This window comes from Streptosporangium sp. NPDC002607 (assembly GCF_053592655.1).
In genome coordinates, this window is the sequence record NZ_JBSFWD010000026.1 from 40,284 (window position 1) to 59,287 (window position 19,004).

The following is a 19,004-nucleotide window of genomic DNA, read 5'->3' on the forward strand; positions in this document are numbered from 1 at the left end:
GAGCCGCGGACAAACTTCGGTCCAACCGATGTATGGTGGTTCATGTCTTAGGGCACTAGCGCAATTGGTAGCGCACCGGTCTCCAAAACCGGCGGTTGGGGGTTCGAGTCCCTCGTGCCCTGCGAGGAGCGGTCCGCGCATCTGGCGTCTAGCGCGCCGCTGATATGCGTTGGACTCGATGGATTCAGGTGAGGACTGTGGCGATCGACACGCGCGGCGAAACCGCAGACAAGCCGAGCGGTGAGAAGAAGGCGAAGCGCACTTCTCCCGCCCTTTTCTATCGGCAGGTTGTCGCCGAGCTGCGTAAGGTCATCTGGCCCACGCGCAAAGACCTCATTTCGTACACCATCATCGTCCTGGTCTTCGTTCTGATCATGGTCGGGATCGTGTCGGCTTTGGATGCGCTGTTCACCGAGGGCGTGCTGAGAATCTTCGGCGGAGCCTGAGCCGCGGTCTCCGGCGGGCGGGCCGCCCTGCGGACGAGTCCATCAGCCATCGACGAAAAGAGAAAGAGCACCGTGTCCGAGTCTGCACAGTCGGCCGGCGAGCCCCGCGAAGAGCGCGAGGATGAGCTGGAGAAGGCCGTAGACGTCACCGAGGAGTCGCTTGGCGAGTCCGACGGGCAGGATGTCGACGCCGAAACCGACGCCGACGCCGAAAACGAGGCCGAGCAGGCCCCGGCCGGCGCCGTCGACGAAGACGGTGACGTCCTTCCCGACGTCGACCCGGTCGAGGAGTTCAAGCGGCACCTGCGGGGTCTGTTCGGCGAGTGGTACGTCATCCACTCCTACGCCGGCTACGAGAACCGCGTGAAGTCCAACATCGAGACCCGCACGCAGTCCCTCAACATGGAGGACTACATCTTCCAGGTCGAGGTGCCCACCCACCACGTGACCGAGATCAAGAGCGGCAAGCGCCAGCTGGTCAAGGAGCGGGTGCTGCCCGGCTACGTGCTGGTCCGGATGGAGCTCACCGACGAGTCCTGGTCCGCGGTGCGTAACACGCCCGGCGTGACCGGCTTTGTCGGTCTGTCCAACAAGCCGAGCCCGCTGAGCCTCGAAGAGGTCGCCAAGCTGCTCGCGCCCGAGCCGTCGGAAGAGGTCAAGAAGTCGACCGCGAAGGCCTCCGCCGCGACCGTCGACTTCGAGATCGGTGAGTCCGTCACCGTCATGGACGGCCCGTTCGCCACGCTGCCCGCCACGGTCAGCGAGATCAGCGCCGAGTCGCAGAAGCTCAAGGTGCTCGTGTCGATCTTCGGTCGCGAGACCCCGGTCGAGCTCTCGTTCAACCAGGTCTCGAAGATCTAGGCCGGTCGCGTAGACTTCGTCAGTCTGCCCCGCGGTCGCGGGGATGTTCCGTCCACCGCGCCGGTCAAGCTGCGGTTGCCGTGGTGGGCCCCGCGGTGGTGGTCCCCGCGGTCGCGGGGACTCAGGAACACCGTTCAGAGAAGAAGGACCCGGAGAGAAGCATGCCTCCTAAGAAGAAGCTCGCCGCGCTGGTCAAGGTCCAGCTCCCCGCTGGCCAGGCCACGCCCGCGCCGCCGGTCGGTACCGCCCTCGGTCCGCACGGCGTCAACATCATGGACTTCGTGAAGCAGTACAACGCTGCCACCGAGGCCCAGCGCGGCAACATCATCCCCGTTGAGATCACCATCTACGAGGACCGCACCTTCACCTTCGTCACGAAGACGCCTCCGGCGCCTGAGCTGATCAAGAAGGCCGCCGGTGTCGCGAAGGGTTCGGCCGTCCCGCAGAAGGACAAGGTCGGCAAGCTCACCAAGGAGCAGCTGCGCCAGATCGCCGAGACCAAGATGCAGGACCTCAACGCCAACGACATCGAGGCGGCCGAGAAGATCATCGCCGGCACCGCCCGGTCGATGGGCATCACGATCGCCGACTAGCAACACCCGCCGTACGGACCCGGCGGCGACCTCGCGGCGATGAACCTCGTCCGCGAGATCGAACAGGGATCCAAGTAGGCGGATTAGAGCGACATCCGCCAATTTCGGAGTAAGTGGAGGGGCCGGCGCTGGCCCGTACCACGGACACTCGGATCAAAGGAGTGAGCAAGTGAAGCGCAGCAAGGGATTCCGCGCCGCAGCGGCGCAGGTCGACCGCGACACCCTGTACAGCCCGGCCCAGGCGGCCAAGCTGGCCAAGGAGACCAACGTCGCCAAGTTCGACGCCACCGTCGAGGTGGCCCTGCGGCTGGGTGTCGACCCCCGCAAGGCCGACCAGATGGTCCGCGGCACCGTCAACCTCCCGCACGGCACCGGCAAGACCGCCCGGGTCCTGGTCTTCGCGACCGGTGACCGTGCCGAGGAGGCTCGCGCCGCGGGTGCCGACATCGTCGGTGCCGACGAGCTGATCGACGAGGTCGCCAAGGGCCGCCTCGACTTCGACGCCGTCGTCGCCACCCCGGACCTCATGGGCAAGGTCGGCCGCCTGGGCCGCGTGCTCGGCCCCCGTGGCCTGATGCCGAACCCCAAGACCGGCACCGTGACCCCGGCCGTCGGCAAGGCCGTCACCGACATCAAGGGCGGCAAGATCGAGTTCCGTGTCGACCGGCACGCGAACCTGCACTTCATCATCGGCAAGGTGTCCTTCGGCGAGCGTCAGCTCATCGAGAACTACGCCGCCGCCCTCGAAGAGGTGATCCGTCTCAAGCCGTCCGCGGCCAAGGGACGCTACGTCAAGAAGGTCGTCTTCTCCACGTCCATGGGCCCCGGCATCCAGGTCGACCCCAACCAGACGCGGGCGCTGACCGCCGAGCTCGACGCCTGATACCAGACGTCTTTCGCAGCGGGCCTCAACCGAATGGCCATTCGGTTGAGGCCCTTCTTCGTTCTTCCGAAGGACGCGCCCGGCTTTCCCGGCGCGTACTGTCGTAGTCAGGATCATCGGGGGAACGAAAGGGTGAAGACGAAATGCGCCGATTGGCTCCGGCAGTGGCACTGGGAGCGGCCGCGCTCGTCGCGGTCGCGGGATGCGGTGCGCAGGGCACCGGCTCCCTCGGAAACGTCAAACTGGCCGCGGCCGACGCGGTGCAGCAGAGCGCACAGAAGGCCGAGGAGGTCACCTCCTACTCCGCGGACCTGGTTCTCGACGCGAGCGGCGGCGAGAAGGGTGCGAGCAAGATCCAGGGCAGCATGCTCTACCAGAGCAAGCCCCAGCTGGCGACGGACATCAAGCTCGACACGGTCACCTTCGGTGGCCAGAACGTGCCCGGCGGGGCGCGGGCCATCCTGTCGGGTGAGACGGTCTACGTGAAGTCCGAGCTCCTCAACAGGTTCGCCGGCACCACCAAGCCGTGGGTCAAGGTGTCGCTCAGCGAGCTCGACGCCAAGGGTCAGGCCGGGGTCAGGCAGTTCATGGACCAGGCCCAGCAGTTCGACCTGGCCGGCACCGTCAAGCTGCTGACCGCCTCGAAGGACGTCAAGGCGGTCGGCACCGAAACGGTCGGCGGGGTCGACACCACCCACTACAGCGGTACCTTCCCGGTGGCCGAGGCCGCACAGCTGCTCGACCCGGCCAAGCGCGAGAAGCTCCAGGAGGAGTTCTCACAGGTCAAGAACGTGAAGTTCGACCTCTGGGCCGATGCGCAGAGCCTGCCCCGCAAGGTCACGCTCGGTGGCTCCGAGCGGGGTGTGACGTTCGGCCTGACGGCGTTCTTCAAGGGCTTCAACGAGCCCGTCGAGATCACCGCGCCGCCCGCCGACCAGGTGGGCGACCTGCCCGAGCACCGCGGCGGAAACTGAGGTTCTCCCGAGATTCGCGCCCCCCGCCCGCACGGGCGGGGGGCGCGAGCCTTTTCCCGTCGACGGGGACGGGACCGGTTTCCAGGACTGATTTGGCATTCGTGGACGGCAGGGCGTACGCTGTCAACGCCGAAGACCGCCGGTCGTCGTCGGGCCGCATGGCCTGATGACCTAAGGAGCCACGTCAGTGGACGGCCCGCGTAGGTGTGATGTGAGTTTTCATCTGGATTAATCTCCTTATGTGAGCCCCGTGCGCCTGCGCCGGGGCTTGTCTGTTTTTCATGGGCCCTTACCCCGGCGGCACATCTGGAAGGAGGCCCATGGCGAAGGCAGAAAAGGCAACGGCTGTCGCTGAGCTGAAGAGCAGCTTCGACGGCTCCAATGCTGCCGTTCTGACCGAATACCGCGGTCTCACCGTCGCCCAGCTCAAGCAGCTGCGCGTTTCTCTCGGTGAGAATGCGAAGTTCGCCGTGGTGAAGAACACGCTGACCAAGATCGCGGCCACTGAGGCCGGGTTCAACCAGCTCAACGACCTGCTCGCGGGTCCGTCGGCGATCGCGTTCGTCAACGGCGACGTGGTCGAGGCTGCCAAGAGTCTGCGTGACTTCGCCAAGGCCAATCCCCTCCTGGTCATCAAGGGCGGTGTCGTCGACGGCAGGTCGATGACGCCGGACGAGATCACCAAGCTTGCCGACCTCGAGTCGCGTGAGGTTCTCCTCGCGAAGCTGGCCGGTGCGATGAAGGCGAAGCAGGGCCACGCGGCCGCCGTCTTCAACGCGCTGCCCACCAACATGGCTCAGCTGGCCGAGGCACTGCGCGCCAAGCGCGAAGGCGCCGGCGAGTAGGTCCGCGCAGGCGGTCACAGGGGATTAACGCAACCGCGGTCCCAACTTTCCTTAATTGTCAGATCCGTATGGAGGAACCATCATGGCGAAGCTCAGCACCGACGAGCTGCTCGACGCTTTCAAGGAGATGACTCTCCTTGAGCTGTCCGACTTCGTGAAGCTCTTCGAGGAGACCTTCGACGTCAAGGCCGCCGCTCCGGTCGCCGTCGCCGCCGCTGCCGCCCCCGGTGCGGCCGCTGCCGAAGAGGTCGAGGAGCAGGACGAGTTCGACGTCGTCCTCGAGGCCGCCGGCGACAAGAAGATCCAGGTCATCAAGGAGATCCGCGCCCTGACGAGCCTGGGCCTCAAGGAGGCCAAGGACCTCGTTGACGGCGCTCCCAAGTCCGTCTTCGACGGCAAGGTCAACAAGGAGCAGGCCGAGAAGGCCAAGGCCGCCCTTGAGGGTGCCGGCGCGACGGTCACCGTCAAGTAGTTCGTCTTACCGGAAAGAGCGGGTCCACCTGGTGCCGGTGGCCCGCTCTTTTTGTGTTCGCTCTGTTGGACACGATGTCTTATAACCACGGCATAACGATCGACGGAAGCTATTGGACCCTCTTCCAATTCGGGCGATCGCGGCTACGGTTGATGCAGTCGCAGGTTCTGCCGGCGGAGTCTCCGGCACGCCGCGGGACGGGCACGTCCCGCGGGCTCCTGAAAGGCGGCACGTGGGCGTCGAAGTCGTGGTAGAGGGTCTGACCAAGTCGTTTGGGAAGCAGGTCATCTGGGAGGACGTCACGCTGACGCTTCCCGCCGGTGAGATCTCCGTGCTGCTCGGTCCGTCCGGCACGGGCAAATCCGTTTTCCTGAAGACCCTGGTGGGCCTGCTGAGGCCCGAACGCGGCCACATCTGGATCGACGGGCACGACCTCGCCAACTGCAGTGAGAACAAGCTCTACGAGCTCAGGCGGCTGTTCGGCGTGCTGTTCCAGGACGGGGCGCTGTTCGGCTCGCTCAACCTCTACGACAACGTCGCCTTCCCGCTGCGCGAGCACACCAGGAAGAGCGAGACCGAGATCCGCCGCATCGTGATGGAGAAGATGGAGCTCGTCGGGCTGGCCGGCGCCGAAGGCAAGCTTCCCGGCGAGATCTCCGGCGGCATGCGCAAGCGTGCGGGCCTGGCCAGGGCGCTGGTCCTCGACCCCGAGATCATCCTGTTCGACGAGCCCGATTCGGGCCTCGACCCGGTTCGCACGACCTATCTCAACCAGCTGATCGTCGATCTCAACGCGGAGATCGAGGCCACCTTCCTCATCGTCACCCACGACATCAACACCGCCCGTACGGTGCCCGACAGCATCGGCCTGCTGTTCCGGCGTGAGCTGATCATGTTCGGGCCGAGGGAGATGCTGCTCTCCAGCGACGAGCCGGTGGTCAGGCAGTTCCTCAACGCCCGCAGGCACGGCCCGATCGGCATGTCCGAGGAGAAGGACGTCTCCGAGTTGGAGGCCGAGGCCCAGATGGGGCACGACCCCGGCGGGCTGCCGCCGATCCCGCCGCAACTGATGCCGAGCGAGAGCCGGATCCGCCGCACGCAGCGCCCGCCGGGTTCGTGGCTGGCCGCCAACGGGGTCATCCCGCCGCCCAACTCGTTCGTGGACGAGAGAGGCCGGAACTGGCTGGAGGAGTATCCCCGGCTGGTCACGGCGCACGTCCACGGCGCACGTTGACCGCGGGCGGGTAGCGGGCGTCCCGCCGTTCACCGCACGAAGCGAAACGCTGGGCGAAACGGCCCGAAGCAGGTGAGCAAAGGCTGGTATGCGGATCTGTGCGGCGGGTTATGATCCGGCGATCGGGGAGCATGCCGTCCCGGTGGCGGGAAAGCCGCGCTCACCGGCTCGCGTTCCACGGACCGTGCGATGGGAGAGAACGCATGGCAGTGCACGCCGCTCGCCTCCGCCGCCCCCGTCGCACGCTCAGGATCGCAGCACCGGTGCTCGGAGTGCTGATCGCGATGCTGCTCGTCGCCGCGCTCTGGATCGGCTCCGACCTGCGCGACGCCCAGGCGGCGGCGGACGACAGACAGGCGGCGACACGGGCGGCGGGAGCGCACGCGGTGCATCTGCTCTCCGTCGGATACCGGAGCGTCGACGCCGACATCCAGCGAATCCTCGACGGCTCCACGGGTGAGGCCAGGGCCGAGTACGTCAGAACCGCCGCGGAGCGCAGGGAGGGCACGATCAAGGACAAGATCCTCCGTGCGGGCGCGCTACGCGCCCTGGGGCTGGTCTCGTTGACAGGGGACACGGCCCAGGTGATGGTGGTGGGCGATGAGGTGATCCGGTGGGACGGGAGTAAGAACGCTCCACGGGAGCAGTTCCACCGGTGGAACATGGAAGTGACCAAGGTCGGGGGAGCCTGGCTCGTGTCCAAGGCGGAGCTGGTGCCGTGACGCGCGCCTCCCGGTTGGCGGTCGGACTCATGGTCGTCGTGGCGCTCGCGCTCGCGGCGGTGGTCTGGATCATGTTCACAGATCTCAGCAGGCTGCGCGCGGACGAGAGGGCCGGACAGGAGGCGCTCGCCACGGCCCGGTCGGTCGCCTCCGACATGCTGTCCTACGACTATCGTACGATCGAACAGGATTTCGCAAGGGCGGGCGGTTACACGACCGGGGCGCTCAGCCTGCACTACCGGCAGCTGACCAGGGGCATGGCCGCGCAGGCCAGGGAGCAGAGAGCCGTGCAACAGGCGACGGTGATCGGGGCGGGCGTGGAGTCGGTGGAGTCCGGCGACTCCGGTCGGGTCCAGGTGCTGCTGTTCATGAACATGAGCACCGTGAAGACCCCTCAGGGGGGAAAGGAACCGCGCCGGCAGGTCAGCCAGAACCGGGCCAGGTTCATCATGGTCAAGAAGGACTCTCGCTGGTTCGTCGCCGAGCTCTCCACACTGCTCGGAGATCCTCCGTCACCATGATCGGCGCGTCGCTTCATTCAATTGTTAGTAAAACCTTGGTTTGGGATGGGTCCGCGGTTGGGTACACCTGCCACGGCAGCGTCGATCGTCAGTCGAACCATCGGCTGGCGTTCGAACCGCCGGGTGACTCAGCGTCAGCCACACCAGGTCGGAGATCGTGTTGGATCCTGTGGTGTGCGCAGGTCACCCGGTGGGAAAACTCCCAGGGTCTCGGCTATTTCCCGGCCGAAATGTCAGCTCCCGGGCTTGACGTTTCGGCTCTGACGGGCGATGCTGCGACCAACGTGGAGCTTGCAGTGAGACTGAGGTGGACAGGTGTGTGCCGTTCGGCTACACTGCCCCTTTGCGCTGCCCTTTGACGACCCGCTTCTTTTGGTGCTCTGATGCATGGTCGTCTGGCGTGCGTGTAGTCAGTCCGCCGCGAGCCCTCGGAAGGACATCTGTTGGCAGCCTCGCGCAACGCCTTCGCCGTACCCGCCGGTCCCCGTCGTGTGTCTTTCGCACGAATTCAGGAGCCGCTCGAAGTTCCTGATCTTCTCGCTCTTCAGACCGAGTCCTTCGACTGGTTGCTCGGCAACGAGAAGTGGAAGGGGCGGGTCGAGGCGGCTCGCCAGGCCGGGCGCAAGGACGTTCCGGCCCAGTCGGGCCTCGAAGAGATCTTTGAGGAGATCAGTCCCATCGAGGACTTCTCCGGGACCATGTCCCTGTCGTTCCGGGACCACCGGTTCGAGCCGCCCAAGTACTCAGTCGATGAGTGCAAAGACAAGGACATGACCTACTCCGCCCCGATGTTCGTCACGGCGGAGTTCATCAATAACACCACTGGTGAGATCAAGAGCCAGACCGTGTTCATGGGCGACTTCCCGCTCATGACCGGCAAGGGCACATTCATCATCAACGGCACCGAGCGTGTCGTCGTCTCCCAGCTGGTCCGGTCCCCGGGTGTCTACTTCGACCGCAGCGTCGACAAGACCTCGGACAAGGACCTCTACGGATGCAAGGTGATTCCCTCCCGGGGCGCCTGGCTAGAGTTCGAGATCGACAAGCGGGACAGCGTCGGTGTCCGCATCGACCGCAAGCGCAAGCAGGCCGTCACCGTCCTGCTCAAGGCGCTCGGCTGGACCAGCGAGCAGATCCTTGAGCGTTTCGGGCAGTACGAGTCCATGCGGGCGACCCTGGAGAAGGACCACACGGCCGGCCAGGACGACGCTCTGCTCGACATCTACCGCAAGCTGCGCCCGGGCGAGCCGCCGACCAAGGAGTCGGCGCAGACGCTGCTGGAGAACCTGTACTTCAACTCCAAGCGCTACGACCTCGCCAAGGTCGGCCGTTACAAGATCAACAAGAAGCTCGGGGTCGACAGCGAGATCACCCAGGGCACGCTCACCGAGGACGACATCGTCGCCACCATCGAGTACATCGTCCGGCTGCACGCCGGCGAGGTGTCGATGCCCGGCGCCAACGGTGAGATCGTCGTCGAGACCGACGACATCGACCACTTCGGCAACCGCCGGCTCCGTACGGTGGGCGAGCTCATCCAGAACCAGGTCCGCCTGGGGCTGGCCCGCATGGAGCGCGTCGTCCGCGAGCGGATGACGACCCAGGACGTCGAGGCGATCACGCCGCAGACCCTGATCAACATCCGCCCGGTCGTGGCGTCGATCAAGGAGTTCTTCGGCACCTCCCAGCTGTCGCAGTTCATGGACCAGACCAACCCCCTCGCCGGCCTGACGCACAAGCGTCGTCTGTCCGCGCTGGGCCCCGGTGGTCTCTCCCGTGAGCGGGCCGGCTTCGAGGTCCGGGACGTTCACCCCTCGCACTACGGCCGGATGTGCCCGATCGAGACGCCGGAAGGACCGAACATCGGTCTGATCGGCTCGCTGGCCTCCTTCGGCCGGGTCAACTCCTTCGGCTTCGTCGAGACCCCGTACCGCAAGGTCGTCGAAGGCCGGGTCACCGACCAGGTCGAGTACCTGACCGCGGACGAGGAGGACCGGCACGTCATCGCCCAGGCGAACACGCCGATCGGCCCCGACGGAACGTTCCTCGAGTCGCGGGTGCTCGTCCGCAGGAAGGGCGGGGAGTTCGAGTCCCTGCGCGCCAACGAGGTCGACTACATGGACGTCTCGGCACGCCAGATGGTGTCCGTGGCGACCGCGATGATCCCGTTCCTGGAGCACGACGACGCCAACCGCGCGCTCATGGGCTCCAACATGCAGCGCCAGTCGGTGCCGCTGCTCAAGAGCGAGGCGCCGCTGGTCGGCACCGGCATGGAGTACCGTGCCGCGACCGACGCCGGCGACGTCATCACCGCCGAGAAGGCGGGCGTGGTCGAGGAGGTCTCCGCCGACTACGTCACGGTGATGAACGACGACGGCACCCGCACGACCTACCGCGTCGCCAAGTTCAAGCGCTCCAACCAGGGCACCTGCTTCAACCAGAAGCCGATCGTCGCGGAAGGCGACCGGATCGAGGTGAACCAGGTCGTCGCGGACGGTCCCTGCACCGACAACGGCGAGATGGCCCTGGGCAAGAACCTCCTGGTGGCGTTCATGCCGTGGGAGGGTCACAACTACGAGGACGCGATCATCCTCTCCCAGCGCCTGGTGCAGGACGACGTCCTGTCCTCGATCCACATCGAGGAGCACGAGGTCGACGCCCGCGACACCAAGCTGGGCCCCGAGGAGATCACCCGGGACATCCCGAACGTCTCCGAGGAGGTCCTGGCCGACCTCGACGAGCGCGGCATTATCCGCATCGGCGCCGAGGTCGTCCCCGGCGACATCCTTGTCGGCAAGGTCACACCCAAGGGTGAGACCGAGCTGACCCCCGAGGAGCGCCTGCTCCGCGCGATCTTCGGTGAGAAGGCCCGCGAGGTCCGTGACACCTCCCTGAAGGTGCCGCACGGCGAGCAGGGCAAGGTCATCGGCGTTCGCGTGTTCAGCCGCGAGGAGGGCGACGAGCTCCCCCCCGGCGTCAACGAGCTGGTCCGCGTCTACGTGGCCCAGAAGCGTAAGATCACCGACGGTGACAAGCTGGCCGGTCGTCATGGCAACAAGGGTGTCATCTCCAAGATCCTTCCGGTCGAGGACATGCCGTTCCTTGAGGACGGCACGGCGGTCGACATCATCCTCAACCCGCTGGGCGTGCCCGGCCGAATGAACGTCGGCCAGGTCCTGGAGACCCACCTGGGATGGATCGCGGCCAGAGGCTGGGACATCTCGGGCATCGAGGAGGCATGGGCCGAGCGGCTGCGTGACAAGGGCTTCGCAGAGGTCGACCCGCGCACCAACATGGCCACGCCGGTGTTCGACGGTGCCAACGAGGAAGAGATCATCGGCCTGCTCGACAACACCCTGGTCAACAGGGACGGCGGGCGCATGGTCGGCGCGAACGGAAAGGCCCAGCTGTTCGACGGCCGTTCCGGCGAGCCGTTCCCGCACCCGATCTCCGTCGGCTACATCTACATCCTGAAGCTGCTCCACCTGGTCGACGACAAGATCCACGCTCGTTCGACCGGCCCGTACTCCATGATCACCCAGCAGCCGCTCGGTGGTAAGGCCCAGTTCGGTGGCCAGCGCTTCGGTGAGATGGAGGTCTGGGCTCTGGAGGCGTACGGCGCCGCCTACGCGCTCCAGGAACTGCTCACCATCAAGTCCGACGACGTCCTCGGCCGGGTGAAGGTCTACGAGGCGATCGTCAAGGGCGAGAACATCCCCGAGCCGGGCATCCCGGAGTCGTTCAAGGTCCTCATCAAGGAAATGCAGTCGCTGTGCCTGAACGTCGAGGTGCTCTCCAGCGACGGCATGTCCATCGAGATGCGCGACACCGACGAAGACGTCTTCCGCGCCGCGGAAGAACTCGGCATCGACCTGTCCCGGCGTGAGCCGAGCAGCGTCGAAGAGGTCTGATCTAGAAGCTGAGGAGGGGATTACAAGTGCTCGACGTCAACTTCTTCGACGAGCTTCGGATCGGCCTCGCGACCGCCGACGACATCCGCCAGTGGTCGCACGGCGAGGTGAAGAAGCCCGAAACCATCAACTACCGGACGCTCAAGCCCGAGAAGGACGGACTCTTCTGCGAGAAGATCTTCGGTCCGACCCGCGACTGGGAGTGCTACTGCGGTAAGTACAAGCGCGTCCGCTTCAAGGGCATCATCTGTGAGCGCTGTGGCGTCGAGGTGACCCGCGCCAAGGTGCGTCGTGAGCGGATGGGCCACATCGAGCTGGCCGCGCCCGTCACGCACATCTGGTACTTCAAGGGTGTCCCGTCCCGTCTGGGATACCTGCTCGACCTGGCCCCGAAGGACCTCGAGAAGGTCATCTACTTCGCGGCCTACATGATCACGCACGTCGACAAGGAAATGCGCGAGCGTGACCTGCCGTCGCTGGAGGCGAAGATCTCCGTCGAGCGGCAGCACGTCGAGCAGCGCCGTGACGCCGACATCGAGGCTCGCCAGCGCAAGCTGGAGACCGACCTGGCCGAGCTTGAGGCCGCCGGCGCCAAGGGCGACCAGCGCCGCAAGGTGCGTGAGGGCGCCGAGCGTGAGATGCGGCAGCTGCGTGACCGGGCCCAGCGCGAGCTGGACCGGCTGGACGAGGTCTGGAGCCGCTTCAAGAACCTCAAGGTCCAGGACCTTGAGGGCGACGAGCTGCTCTACCGCGAGATGCGCGACCGCTTCGGCCGTTACTTCCGCGGTGGCATGGGCGCCCAGGCCATCCAGGAGCGTCTGACCAACTTCGACCTCGCCCTTGAGGCCGAGAACCTGCGCGAGACGATCCGCAGCGGCAAGGGCCAGAAGAAGGCCCGCGCGCTCAAGCGTCTCAAGGTCGTGTCGGCGTTCCTGAACACCCGCAACTCGCCCAACGGGATGGTTCTCGACTGCATCCCGGTCATCCCGCCGGACCTGCGCCCCATGGTGCAGCTCGACGGTGGCCGGTTCGCCACCTCGGACCTGAACGACCTGTACCGCCGTGTGATCAACCGGAACAACCGCCTCAAGCGGCTTCTCGACCTCGGTGCCCCCGAGATCATCGTGAACAACGAGAAGCGGATGCTCCAGGAGGCCGTCGACGCGCTGTTCGACAACGGCCGCCGCGGCCGCCCGGTCACCGGTCCGGGCAACCGCCCCCTGAAGTCCCTCAGCGACATGCTGAAAGGCAAGCAGGGCCGGTTCCGCCAGAACCTGCTGGGCAAGCGAGTCGACTACTCCGGCCGTTCGGTCATCGTCGTCGGCCCGCAGCTGAAGCTGCACCAGTGCGGTCTGCCCAAGCAGATGGCGCTGGAGCTCTTCAAGCCGTTCGTGATGAAGCGCCTGGTCGACCTGAACCACGCGCAGAACATCAAGTCGGCCAAGCGGATGGTCGAGCGTGCTCGCCCGGTCGTGTGGGACGTCCTCGAAGAGGTCATCACCGAGCACCCCGTGCTGCTCAACCGCGCGCCGACCCTGCACCGCCTGGGCATCCAGGCCTTCGAGCCGCAGCTGGTCGAGGGCAAGGCCATCCAGATCCACCCGCTCGTCTGCACCGCGTTCAACGCGGACTTCGACGGCGACCAGATGGCCGTGCACCTGCCGCTGTCCGCCGAGGCGCAGGCCGAGGCCCGCATCCTGATGCTGTCGACGAACAACATCCTGAAGCCGGCCGACGGCAAGCCCGTGACCATGCCCACCCAGGACATGATCATCGGTCTCTACTCGTTGACCACGATCAAGGACGAGGACGAGAACGGCGTCGGCCAGGGACGGGTCTTCGGCTCGGTGTCGGAGGCGCTGATGGCCTTCGACCGCCGGGAGCTCGACATCCAGTCGCAGATCCAGATCCGGATGCGGGGAGACGTCCCGCCGCCCCGCGGCTGGGCGGGCCCCGAGGGCTGGGAGGCCGGTGACAGCTACCGCCTGGAGACCACTCTGGGCCGCTGCCTGTTCAACCAGACCCTGCCGGCGAACTACCCGTACGTGAACTCGCAGGTCGGCAAGAAGCAGCTGTCGGTCATCGTCAACGAGCTCGCCGAGAAGTACCCCAAGGTCGAGGTCGCGGCCGCGCTCGACGCCCTCAAGGACGCCGGCTTCTACTGGGCGACCAGGGCCGGTGTGACGATCTCCATCGAGGACGTCATCGCGCCGCCGAACAAGTCCGAGATCATGGAGACGTACGAGCGCCGGGCCGACAAGGTCCAGCGCGAGTACGAGCGTGGTCTGATCACGGACGAGGAGCGTCGTCAGGAGCTCATCGAGATCTGGACGCACGCGACCAGCGACGTGACCGACGACATGCAGAAGGCGTTCCCGAAGACCAACCCGGTCTGGATGATGGTCCAGTCGGGCGCCCGAGGAAACCTGATGCAGGTCCGGCAGATCTCCGGCATCCGTGGTCTGGTGTCCAACACCAAGGGTGAGACGATCCCGCGCCCGATCAAGGCCTCGTTCCGCGAGGGTCTGTCGGTGCTGGAGTACTTCATCTCCACCCACGGCCAGCGGAAGGGTCTGGCGGACACCGCGCTGCGGACCGCCGACTCGGGGTACCTGACCCGTCGTCTGGTGGACGTCGCACAGGACGTCATCGTCCGCGAGATCGACTGCGGCACCGACCGCGCCGTCCCGCTGCACGTCGCCGACCGCGACGCTCAGGGCAACCTGGTCAAGGCGGAGAACGCCGAGAGCAACGTGCACGGCCGCATCCTCGCCGAGGACGTGGAGGTGGACGGCAAGATCATCGCGCCGGTGGGCGTCGACATCAACGACATCCACGTCACCGCCCTGGTCGAGGCCGGAGTGGAGACCGTCAGGACCCGCAGCGCCCTCGTCTGCGAGGCCAAGATCGGTGTCTGCGCCACCTGCTACGGCCGCTCGCTCGCGACCGGCAAGCTCGTGGACGTCGGCGAGGCGGTCGGCATCATCGCCGCCCAGTCGATCGGTGAGCCCGGCACCCAGCTGACGATGCGGACCTTCCACACCGGTGGTGTGGCGGGCGCCGACATCACCCACGGTCTGCCCCGTGTCCAGGAGCTTTTCGAGGCGCGCGTCCCCAAGGGCGTCGCCCCGATCAGCGAGGCCGAGGGCCGGGTCCGCGTCGACGAGACCGACAAGACCCGGAAGATCGTGATCGTCCCGGACGACGGTTCCGAGGAGGTCGCCTACCCGGTGTCGATGCGGTCGCGCATGCTGGTCTCCGACGGGCAGCGGGTCAAGGTCGGCCAGCAGCTGATCGCCGGTGCCGTCAACCCCAACGAGGTGCTGCGCATCCTCGGCCCCCGGGCCGTGCAGCTGCACCTTGTGGCGGAGGTCCAGCAGGTCTACCGCTCGCAGGGTGTGTCGATCCACGACAAGCACATCGAGATCATCGTGCGGCAGATGCTCAAGCGCGTGAACGTGCTGGAGTCCGGCGACGCCGACATGCTGCCCGGTGAGCTCGTCGAGCGGCCGCGCTTCGAGCGGATCAACCGCGAGTGCGTGGCGGAGGGCGGCACGCCGGCCTCCGGGCGTCCGGTGCTGATGGGTATCACCAAGGCCTCGCTCGCCACCGAGTCCTGGCTGTCCGCGGCGTCCTTCCAGGAGACGACCCGAGTGCTCACCGACGCGGCGATCCACGCCAAGTCGGACTCGCTGCTCGGCCTCAAGGAGAACGTCATCATCGGAAAGCTCATCCCGGCCGGTACCGGCATGCCGCAGTACCGCAACATCCGGGTCGAGCCCACCGAGGAGGCCAAGGCCGCGATGTACACGGTCGGCGGCTACGACGGCTCCGCGGCGGACTACACCTTCGGTTCGGGCTCCGGTGAGGCCGTGCCGCTGGAGGAGTACGACTTCGGTCAGTACAACCGCTAAGTGATCGCAGGCGGCGCCCGGTCCCCGGCAGGGGGCCGGGCGCCGCTGCCTTTCCACCGTGTTCACGTCCGTGACGGGTGGGTGTGGCCCTTTCTTGACCGGAATGTTGCGGCGAAAGCCGTACGTTAATGGGGAGAACGGCCGGAGAAGTGCTCTGCGACGGGTAAACTCGACGTGGACCCAGAAGCGGTCGGTCGGTAACCGGTCGTGGGAGTCATGACACGAATGCGGGCGCCCACAGCGGCGCCCTGCGGGTGCGGCCGTTTTGACGTGTTGCGCTGGGCTGGGTAGTCTTGCCCTTCGTGCCCATGTCTTCATGGGCCCTCATGCGTGTGCGTCGACAGGTTCCCGGTGGGGAGTCGGCAGGGGCGCCGCATGGCCTCCTCCACCGGACCGGCCTTGACCGGGTTGTGGCGTGACAAGTGCGCGACACGCCCGACCGCGTGGGTCGGAGGGGATGAAAGAACCGCAGGTCATGACACCGGCAGTACCTGCAAAATGCACGACATTCGATTAACCGGCTAGCACGAACGGAGACGCGGTGCCCACGATTCAGCAGCTGGTCCGCAAGGGCCGCCAGGACAAGGTCACCAAGACCAAGACCCCGGCGCTCAAGGCCAGCCCTCAGCGACGCGGCACCTGCATGCGCGTTTACACCACGACCCCCAAGAAGCCGAACTCCGCGCTCCGCAAGGTCGCGCGTGTCCGGCTCACCAACGGTATCGAGGTCACGGCCTACATCCCCGGTGTCGGTCACAACCTTCAGGAGCACTCCATCGTGCTCGTCCGCGGTGGTCGTGTGAAGGACCTGCCGGGTGTTCGCTACAAGATCATCCGTGGTTCGCTCGACACCCAGGGTGTCCGTAACCGCAAGCAGGCCCGTAGCCGTTACGGCGCGAAGAAGGAGAAGTAAGAATGCCTCGCAAGGGTTCTCCTGGCCGTCGTCAGCTCATGGCTGACCCGGTTCACAACTCGCCCCTGGTCACCGCGCTTATCAACAAGGTGCTCCTGGACGGCAAGCGGTCCATCGCTCAGTCCATCGTGTACGGCGCCCTCGAAGGAGCCAAGGAGAAGACCGGCAACGACCCGGTCGTCACCCTGAAGCGCGCGCTGGACAACGTCAAGCCCACCCTTGAGGTCCGCAGCCGCCGTGTCGGTGGCGCGACCTACCAGGTCCCGGTCGAGGTGCGCGCCGCGCGCAGCACCACCCTGGCCCTGCGCTGGCTGGTGCAGTACTCCCGGGCCCGCCGCGAGAAGACCATGACCGAGCGCCTCATGAACGAACTGCTCGATGCCAGCAACGGCCTCGGCGCAAGCGTCAAGAAGCGTGAGGACACCCACAAGATGGCCGAGTCCAACAAGGCCTTCGCCCACTACCGCTGGTAACAGCGGCTTCGACGAGACGACGAGGACGCGAGAGAAGTGGCCACCACGACCGCTCTTGACCTGGCCAAGGTCCGCAACATCGGGATCATGGCTCACATCGACGCGGGCAAGACCACGACGACTGAGCGCATCCTGTTCTACACCGGTATCAACTACAAGATCGGTGAGGTCCACGAGGGCGCAGCCACGATGGACTGGATGGAGCAGGAGCAGGAGCGTGGTATCACCATCACCTCCGCTGCTACGACCTGCGAGTGGCTCGGCCACACGATCAACATCATCGACACGCCGGGTCACGTGGACTTCACGATCGAGGTGGAGCGCTCGCTCCGCGTCCTCGACGGTGCCGTCGCCGTGTTCGACGGCGTTGCAGGCGTCGAGCCCCAGTCCGAAACGGTGTGGCGTCAGGCCGACCGTTACGAAGTTCCCAGGATCTGCTTCGTCAACAAGCTGGACCGGGTCGGCGCGGAGTTCCACCGCTGCGTCGACATGATGATCAGCCGCCTGAACGCGACTCCCGCGGTTCTCCAGCTTCCCTGGGGCGTCGAGGCCGACTTCAAGGGCGTCATCGACCTGGTCAAGATGAAGGGTCTGCTCTGGAGCGCCGAGGCGGCCAAGGGCGAGATGTACGAGACCGTCGACATCCCGGCCGAGCACGCCGAGGCCGCTCGCGAGTGGCGTGACAAGCTGGTCGAGACGGTCGCCGAGAACGACGACGAGCTGATGGAGCTCTTCCTGGAGGGCGTCGAGCCCACCGAGGAGCAGCTGGTCGCGGCCATCCGCCGCGCGACGCTGAGCAGCGCCATCAACCCGGTCCTGACCGGCACCGCGTTCAAGAACAAGGGCATTCAGCCCCTGCTCGACGCGATCGTCGCCTACCTTCCCGCTCCGACCGACATCCCGGCCTTCAAGGGCCACGCGGTCGGCAAGGAAGACGAGGTCATCGAGCGCCACGCGGATGTGAACGAGCCGTTCTCCGCGCTGGCATTCAAGATCATGAGCGACCAGCACCTGGGCCGTCTCACCTACATCCGCATCTACTCGGGCACGCTCGAGACCGGCACCGCCGTGGTCAACTCGGTGAAGGGCCGTAAGGAGCGGATCGGCAAGATCTACCAGATGCACGCCAACAAGCGCGAGGAGCGCCCGTCGGCCGTCGCCGGTCAGATCGTCGCCGTCATGGGCCTGAAGGACACCACCACCGGTGACACCCTGGCCGACCCGGCTCACCCCGTGGTCCTGGAGTCGATGAACTTCCCGGCGCCGGTCATCAGCGTCGCCATCGAGCCCAAGACCAAGGGCGACCAGGAGAAGCTGGGCACCGCGATCCAGCGTCTGGCCGAGGAGGACCCGTCCTTCCAGGTCCGTCGTGACGACGAGACCGGGCAGACGGTCATCTGGGGTATGGGCGAGCTCCACCTGGAGATCCTCGTCGACCGGATGCGCCGCGAGTTCAAGGTCGAGGCCAACATCGGCCGGCCTCAGGTGGCCTACCGGGAGACCATCCGCCGCAAGGTGGAGAAGGTCGACTACGTCCACAAGAAGCAGACCGGTGGTTCCGGCCAGTTCGCCAAGGTCATCATTGACATTGAGCCGCTGGGCGAGGGCAACGACGGTTACGAGTTCGCGAACAAGGTCTCCGGTGGCCGCATCCCGAGGGAGTACATCCCCTCGGTCGACGCGGGCGCCCAGGAGGCGGCCGAGTTCGGTGTTCTCGCCGGCTACCCCATGGTCGGGGTCAAGGTCACCCTGCAGGACGGTGCCTACCACGAGGTGGACTCGTCTGAAATGGCCTTCAAGATCGCCGGCTCGATGGCCTTCAAGGAGGCCGCGCGCAAGGCGGACGCCGTAATCCTGGAGCCGATGATGGCCGTCGAGGTCACCACGCCCGAGGACTACATGGGTGACGTCATCGGTGACCTCAACGGTCGCCGCGGGCAGATCCAGGCGATGGACGAGCGCTCCGGCGCCCGGATCGTCAAGGCGCTCGTGCCGCTCTCTGAGATGTTCGGCTACGTGGGAGACCTTCGTAGCAAGACGCAGGGACGCGCGAGCTACAGCATGCAGTTCGACTCCTACGCGGAAGTGCCCGCGCACATCGCCAAGGAGATCGTCGCGAAGGTGCGGGGCGAGTAAGTCCAGCATCCAATCCGGTACGGGAGGCGAGCCTCCCCCCGCTTCCTAGCAGGGGTGGGGAAAATCGCCTCCCGGCGCCGAAGGGTGCGGGGCGAGAACATTCTCG

15 protein-coding genes and 1 tRNA gene are annotated in these 19,004 nt (G+C 66.1%); all 16 read left to right on the forward strand.

Annotated elements, in window-relative coordinates:
- Positions 1-49 precede the first annotated feature (49 nt).
- The 16 genes from ACWD3H_RS26990 to fusA all read left to right on the forward strand — a co-directional run bounded on the left by ACWD3H_RS26990 (position 50) and on the right by fusA (position 18,898).
- A tRNA-Trp gene (locus ACWD3H_RS26990) sits at positions 50-122 on the forward strand.
- A gap of 75 nt (positions 123-197) precedes the next feature.
- The gene (gene secE, locus ACWD3H_RS26995) at positions 198-446 is read left to right on the forward strand and encodes a preprotein translocase subunit SecE (RefSeq protein WP_037972396.1); all 249 of its coding nucleotides are present in this window, start codon (positions 198-200) and stop codon (positions 444-446) included.
- 72 nt (positions 447-518) lie between these two features.
- Entirely contained in the window at positions 519-1,307 is a 789-nt protein-coding gene (gene nusG / locus ACWD3H_RS27000) for a transcription termination/antitermination protein NusG (protein WP_350911351.1), read from the forward strand.
- A 161-nt stretch (positions 1,308-1,468) separates the two neighbouring features.
- A complete protein-coding gene (gene rplK / locus ACWD3H_RS27005; RefSeq protein WP_343968369.1) occupies positions 1,469-1,900 on the forward strand; it encodes a 50S ribosomal protein L11 in 432 nt (143 codons plus the stop codon).
- Positions 1,901-2,069: 169 nt separating this feature from the next.
- On the forward strand, positions 2,070-2,783 hold the full coding sequence (gene rplA / locus ACWD3H_RS27010; protein ID WP_030923988.1) for a 50S ribosomal protein L1: 714 nt from the start codon (positions 2,070-2,072) through the stop codon (positions 2,781-2,783).
- 143 nt (positions 2,784-2,926) lie between these two features.
- The gene (locus ACWD3H_RS27015; protein WP_451956986.1) at positions 2,927-3,757 is read left to right on the forward strand and encodes an LppX_LprAFG lipoprotein; all 831 of its coding nucleotides are present in this window, start codon (positions 2,927-2,929) and stop codon (positions 3,755-3,757) included.
- A gap of 320 nt (positions 3,758-4,077) precedes the next feature.
- Complete coding sequence (rplJ, locus tag ACWD3H_RS27020) at positions 4,078-4,602, forward strand: 50S ribosomal protein L10 (RefSeq protein WP_030923995.1); 525 nt, start codon at positions 4,078-4,080, stop codon at positions 4,600-4,602.
- 82 nt (positions 4,603-4,684) lie between these two features.
- Entirely contained in the window at positions 4,685-5,074 is a 390-nt protein-coding gene (gene rplL, locus ACWD3H_RS27025; RefSeq protein WP_030923997.1) for a 50S ribosomal protein L7/L12, read from the forward strand.
- Between the two features lie 232 nt (positions 5,075-5,306).
- Complete coding sequence (locus tag ACWD3H_RS27030) at positions 5,307-6,308, forward strand: ABC transporter ATP-binding protein (protein WP_350953879.1); 1,002 nt, start codon at positions 5,307-5,309, stop codon at positions 6,306-6,308.
- 203 nt (positions 6,309-6,511) lie between these two features.
- Positions 6,512-7,030 carry a hypothetical protein gene (locus tag ACWD3H_RS27035; protein ID WP_355567493.1) on the forward strand — a complete coding sequence of 173 codons (519 nt, stop codon included), beginning with the start codon at positions 6,512-6,514 and terminating at the stop codon, positions 7,028-7,030.
- Complete coding sequence (locus ACWD3H_RS27040; RefSeq protein WP_451956987.1) at positions 7,027-7,551, forward strand: hypothetical protein; 525 nt, start codon at positions 7,027-7,029, stop codon at positions 7,549-7,551. Before ACWD3H_RS27035 ends, ACWD3H_RS27040 begins: the two co-directional genes overlap by 4 nt.
- 443 nt (positions 7,552-7,994) lie before the next feature.
- Positions 7,995-11,462, forward strand: a complete 3,468-nt coding sequence (rpoB, locus tag ACWD3H_RS27045; RefSeq protein ID WP_355567499.1) for a DNA-directed RNA polymerase subunit beta — start codon at positions 7,995-7,997, stop codon at positions 11,460-11,462.
- Positions 11,463-11,488: 26 nt separating this feature from the next.
- On the forward strand, positions 11,489-15,376 hold the full coding sequence (locus ACWD3H_RS27050; RefSeq protein ID WP_451956988.1) for a DNA-directed RNA polymerase subunit beta': 3,888 nt from the start codon (positions 11,489-11,491) through the stop codon (positions 15,374-15,376).
- A gap of 541 nt (positions 15,377-15,917) precedes the next feature.
- A complete protein-coding gene (rpsL, locus tag ACWD3H_RS27055) occupies positions 15,918-16,289 on the forward strand; it encodes a 30S ribosomal protein S12 (RefSeq protein WP_012887826.1) in 372 nt (123 codons plus the stop codon).
- A 2-nt stretch (positions 16,290-16,291) separates the two neighbouring features.
- On the forward strand, positions 16,292-16,762 hold the full coding sequence (gene rpsG, locus ACWD3H_RS27060) for a 30S ribosomal protein S7 (protein WP_012887827.1): 471 nt from the start codon (positions 16,292-16,294) through the stop codon (positions 16,760-16,762).
- An 87-nt stretch (positions 16,763-16,849) separates the two neighbouring features.
- Positions 16,850-18,898 carry an elongation factor G gene (fusA, locus tag ACWD3H_RS27065; protein WP_451957028.1) on the forward strand — a complete coding sequence of 683 codons (2,049 nt, stop codon included), beginning with the start codon at positions 16,850-16,852 and terminating at the stop codon, positions 18,896-18,898.
- Positions 18,899-19,004: the final 106 nt, after the last annotated feature.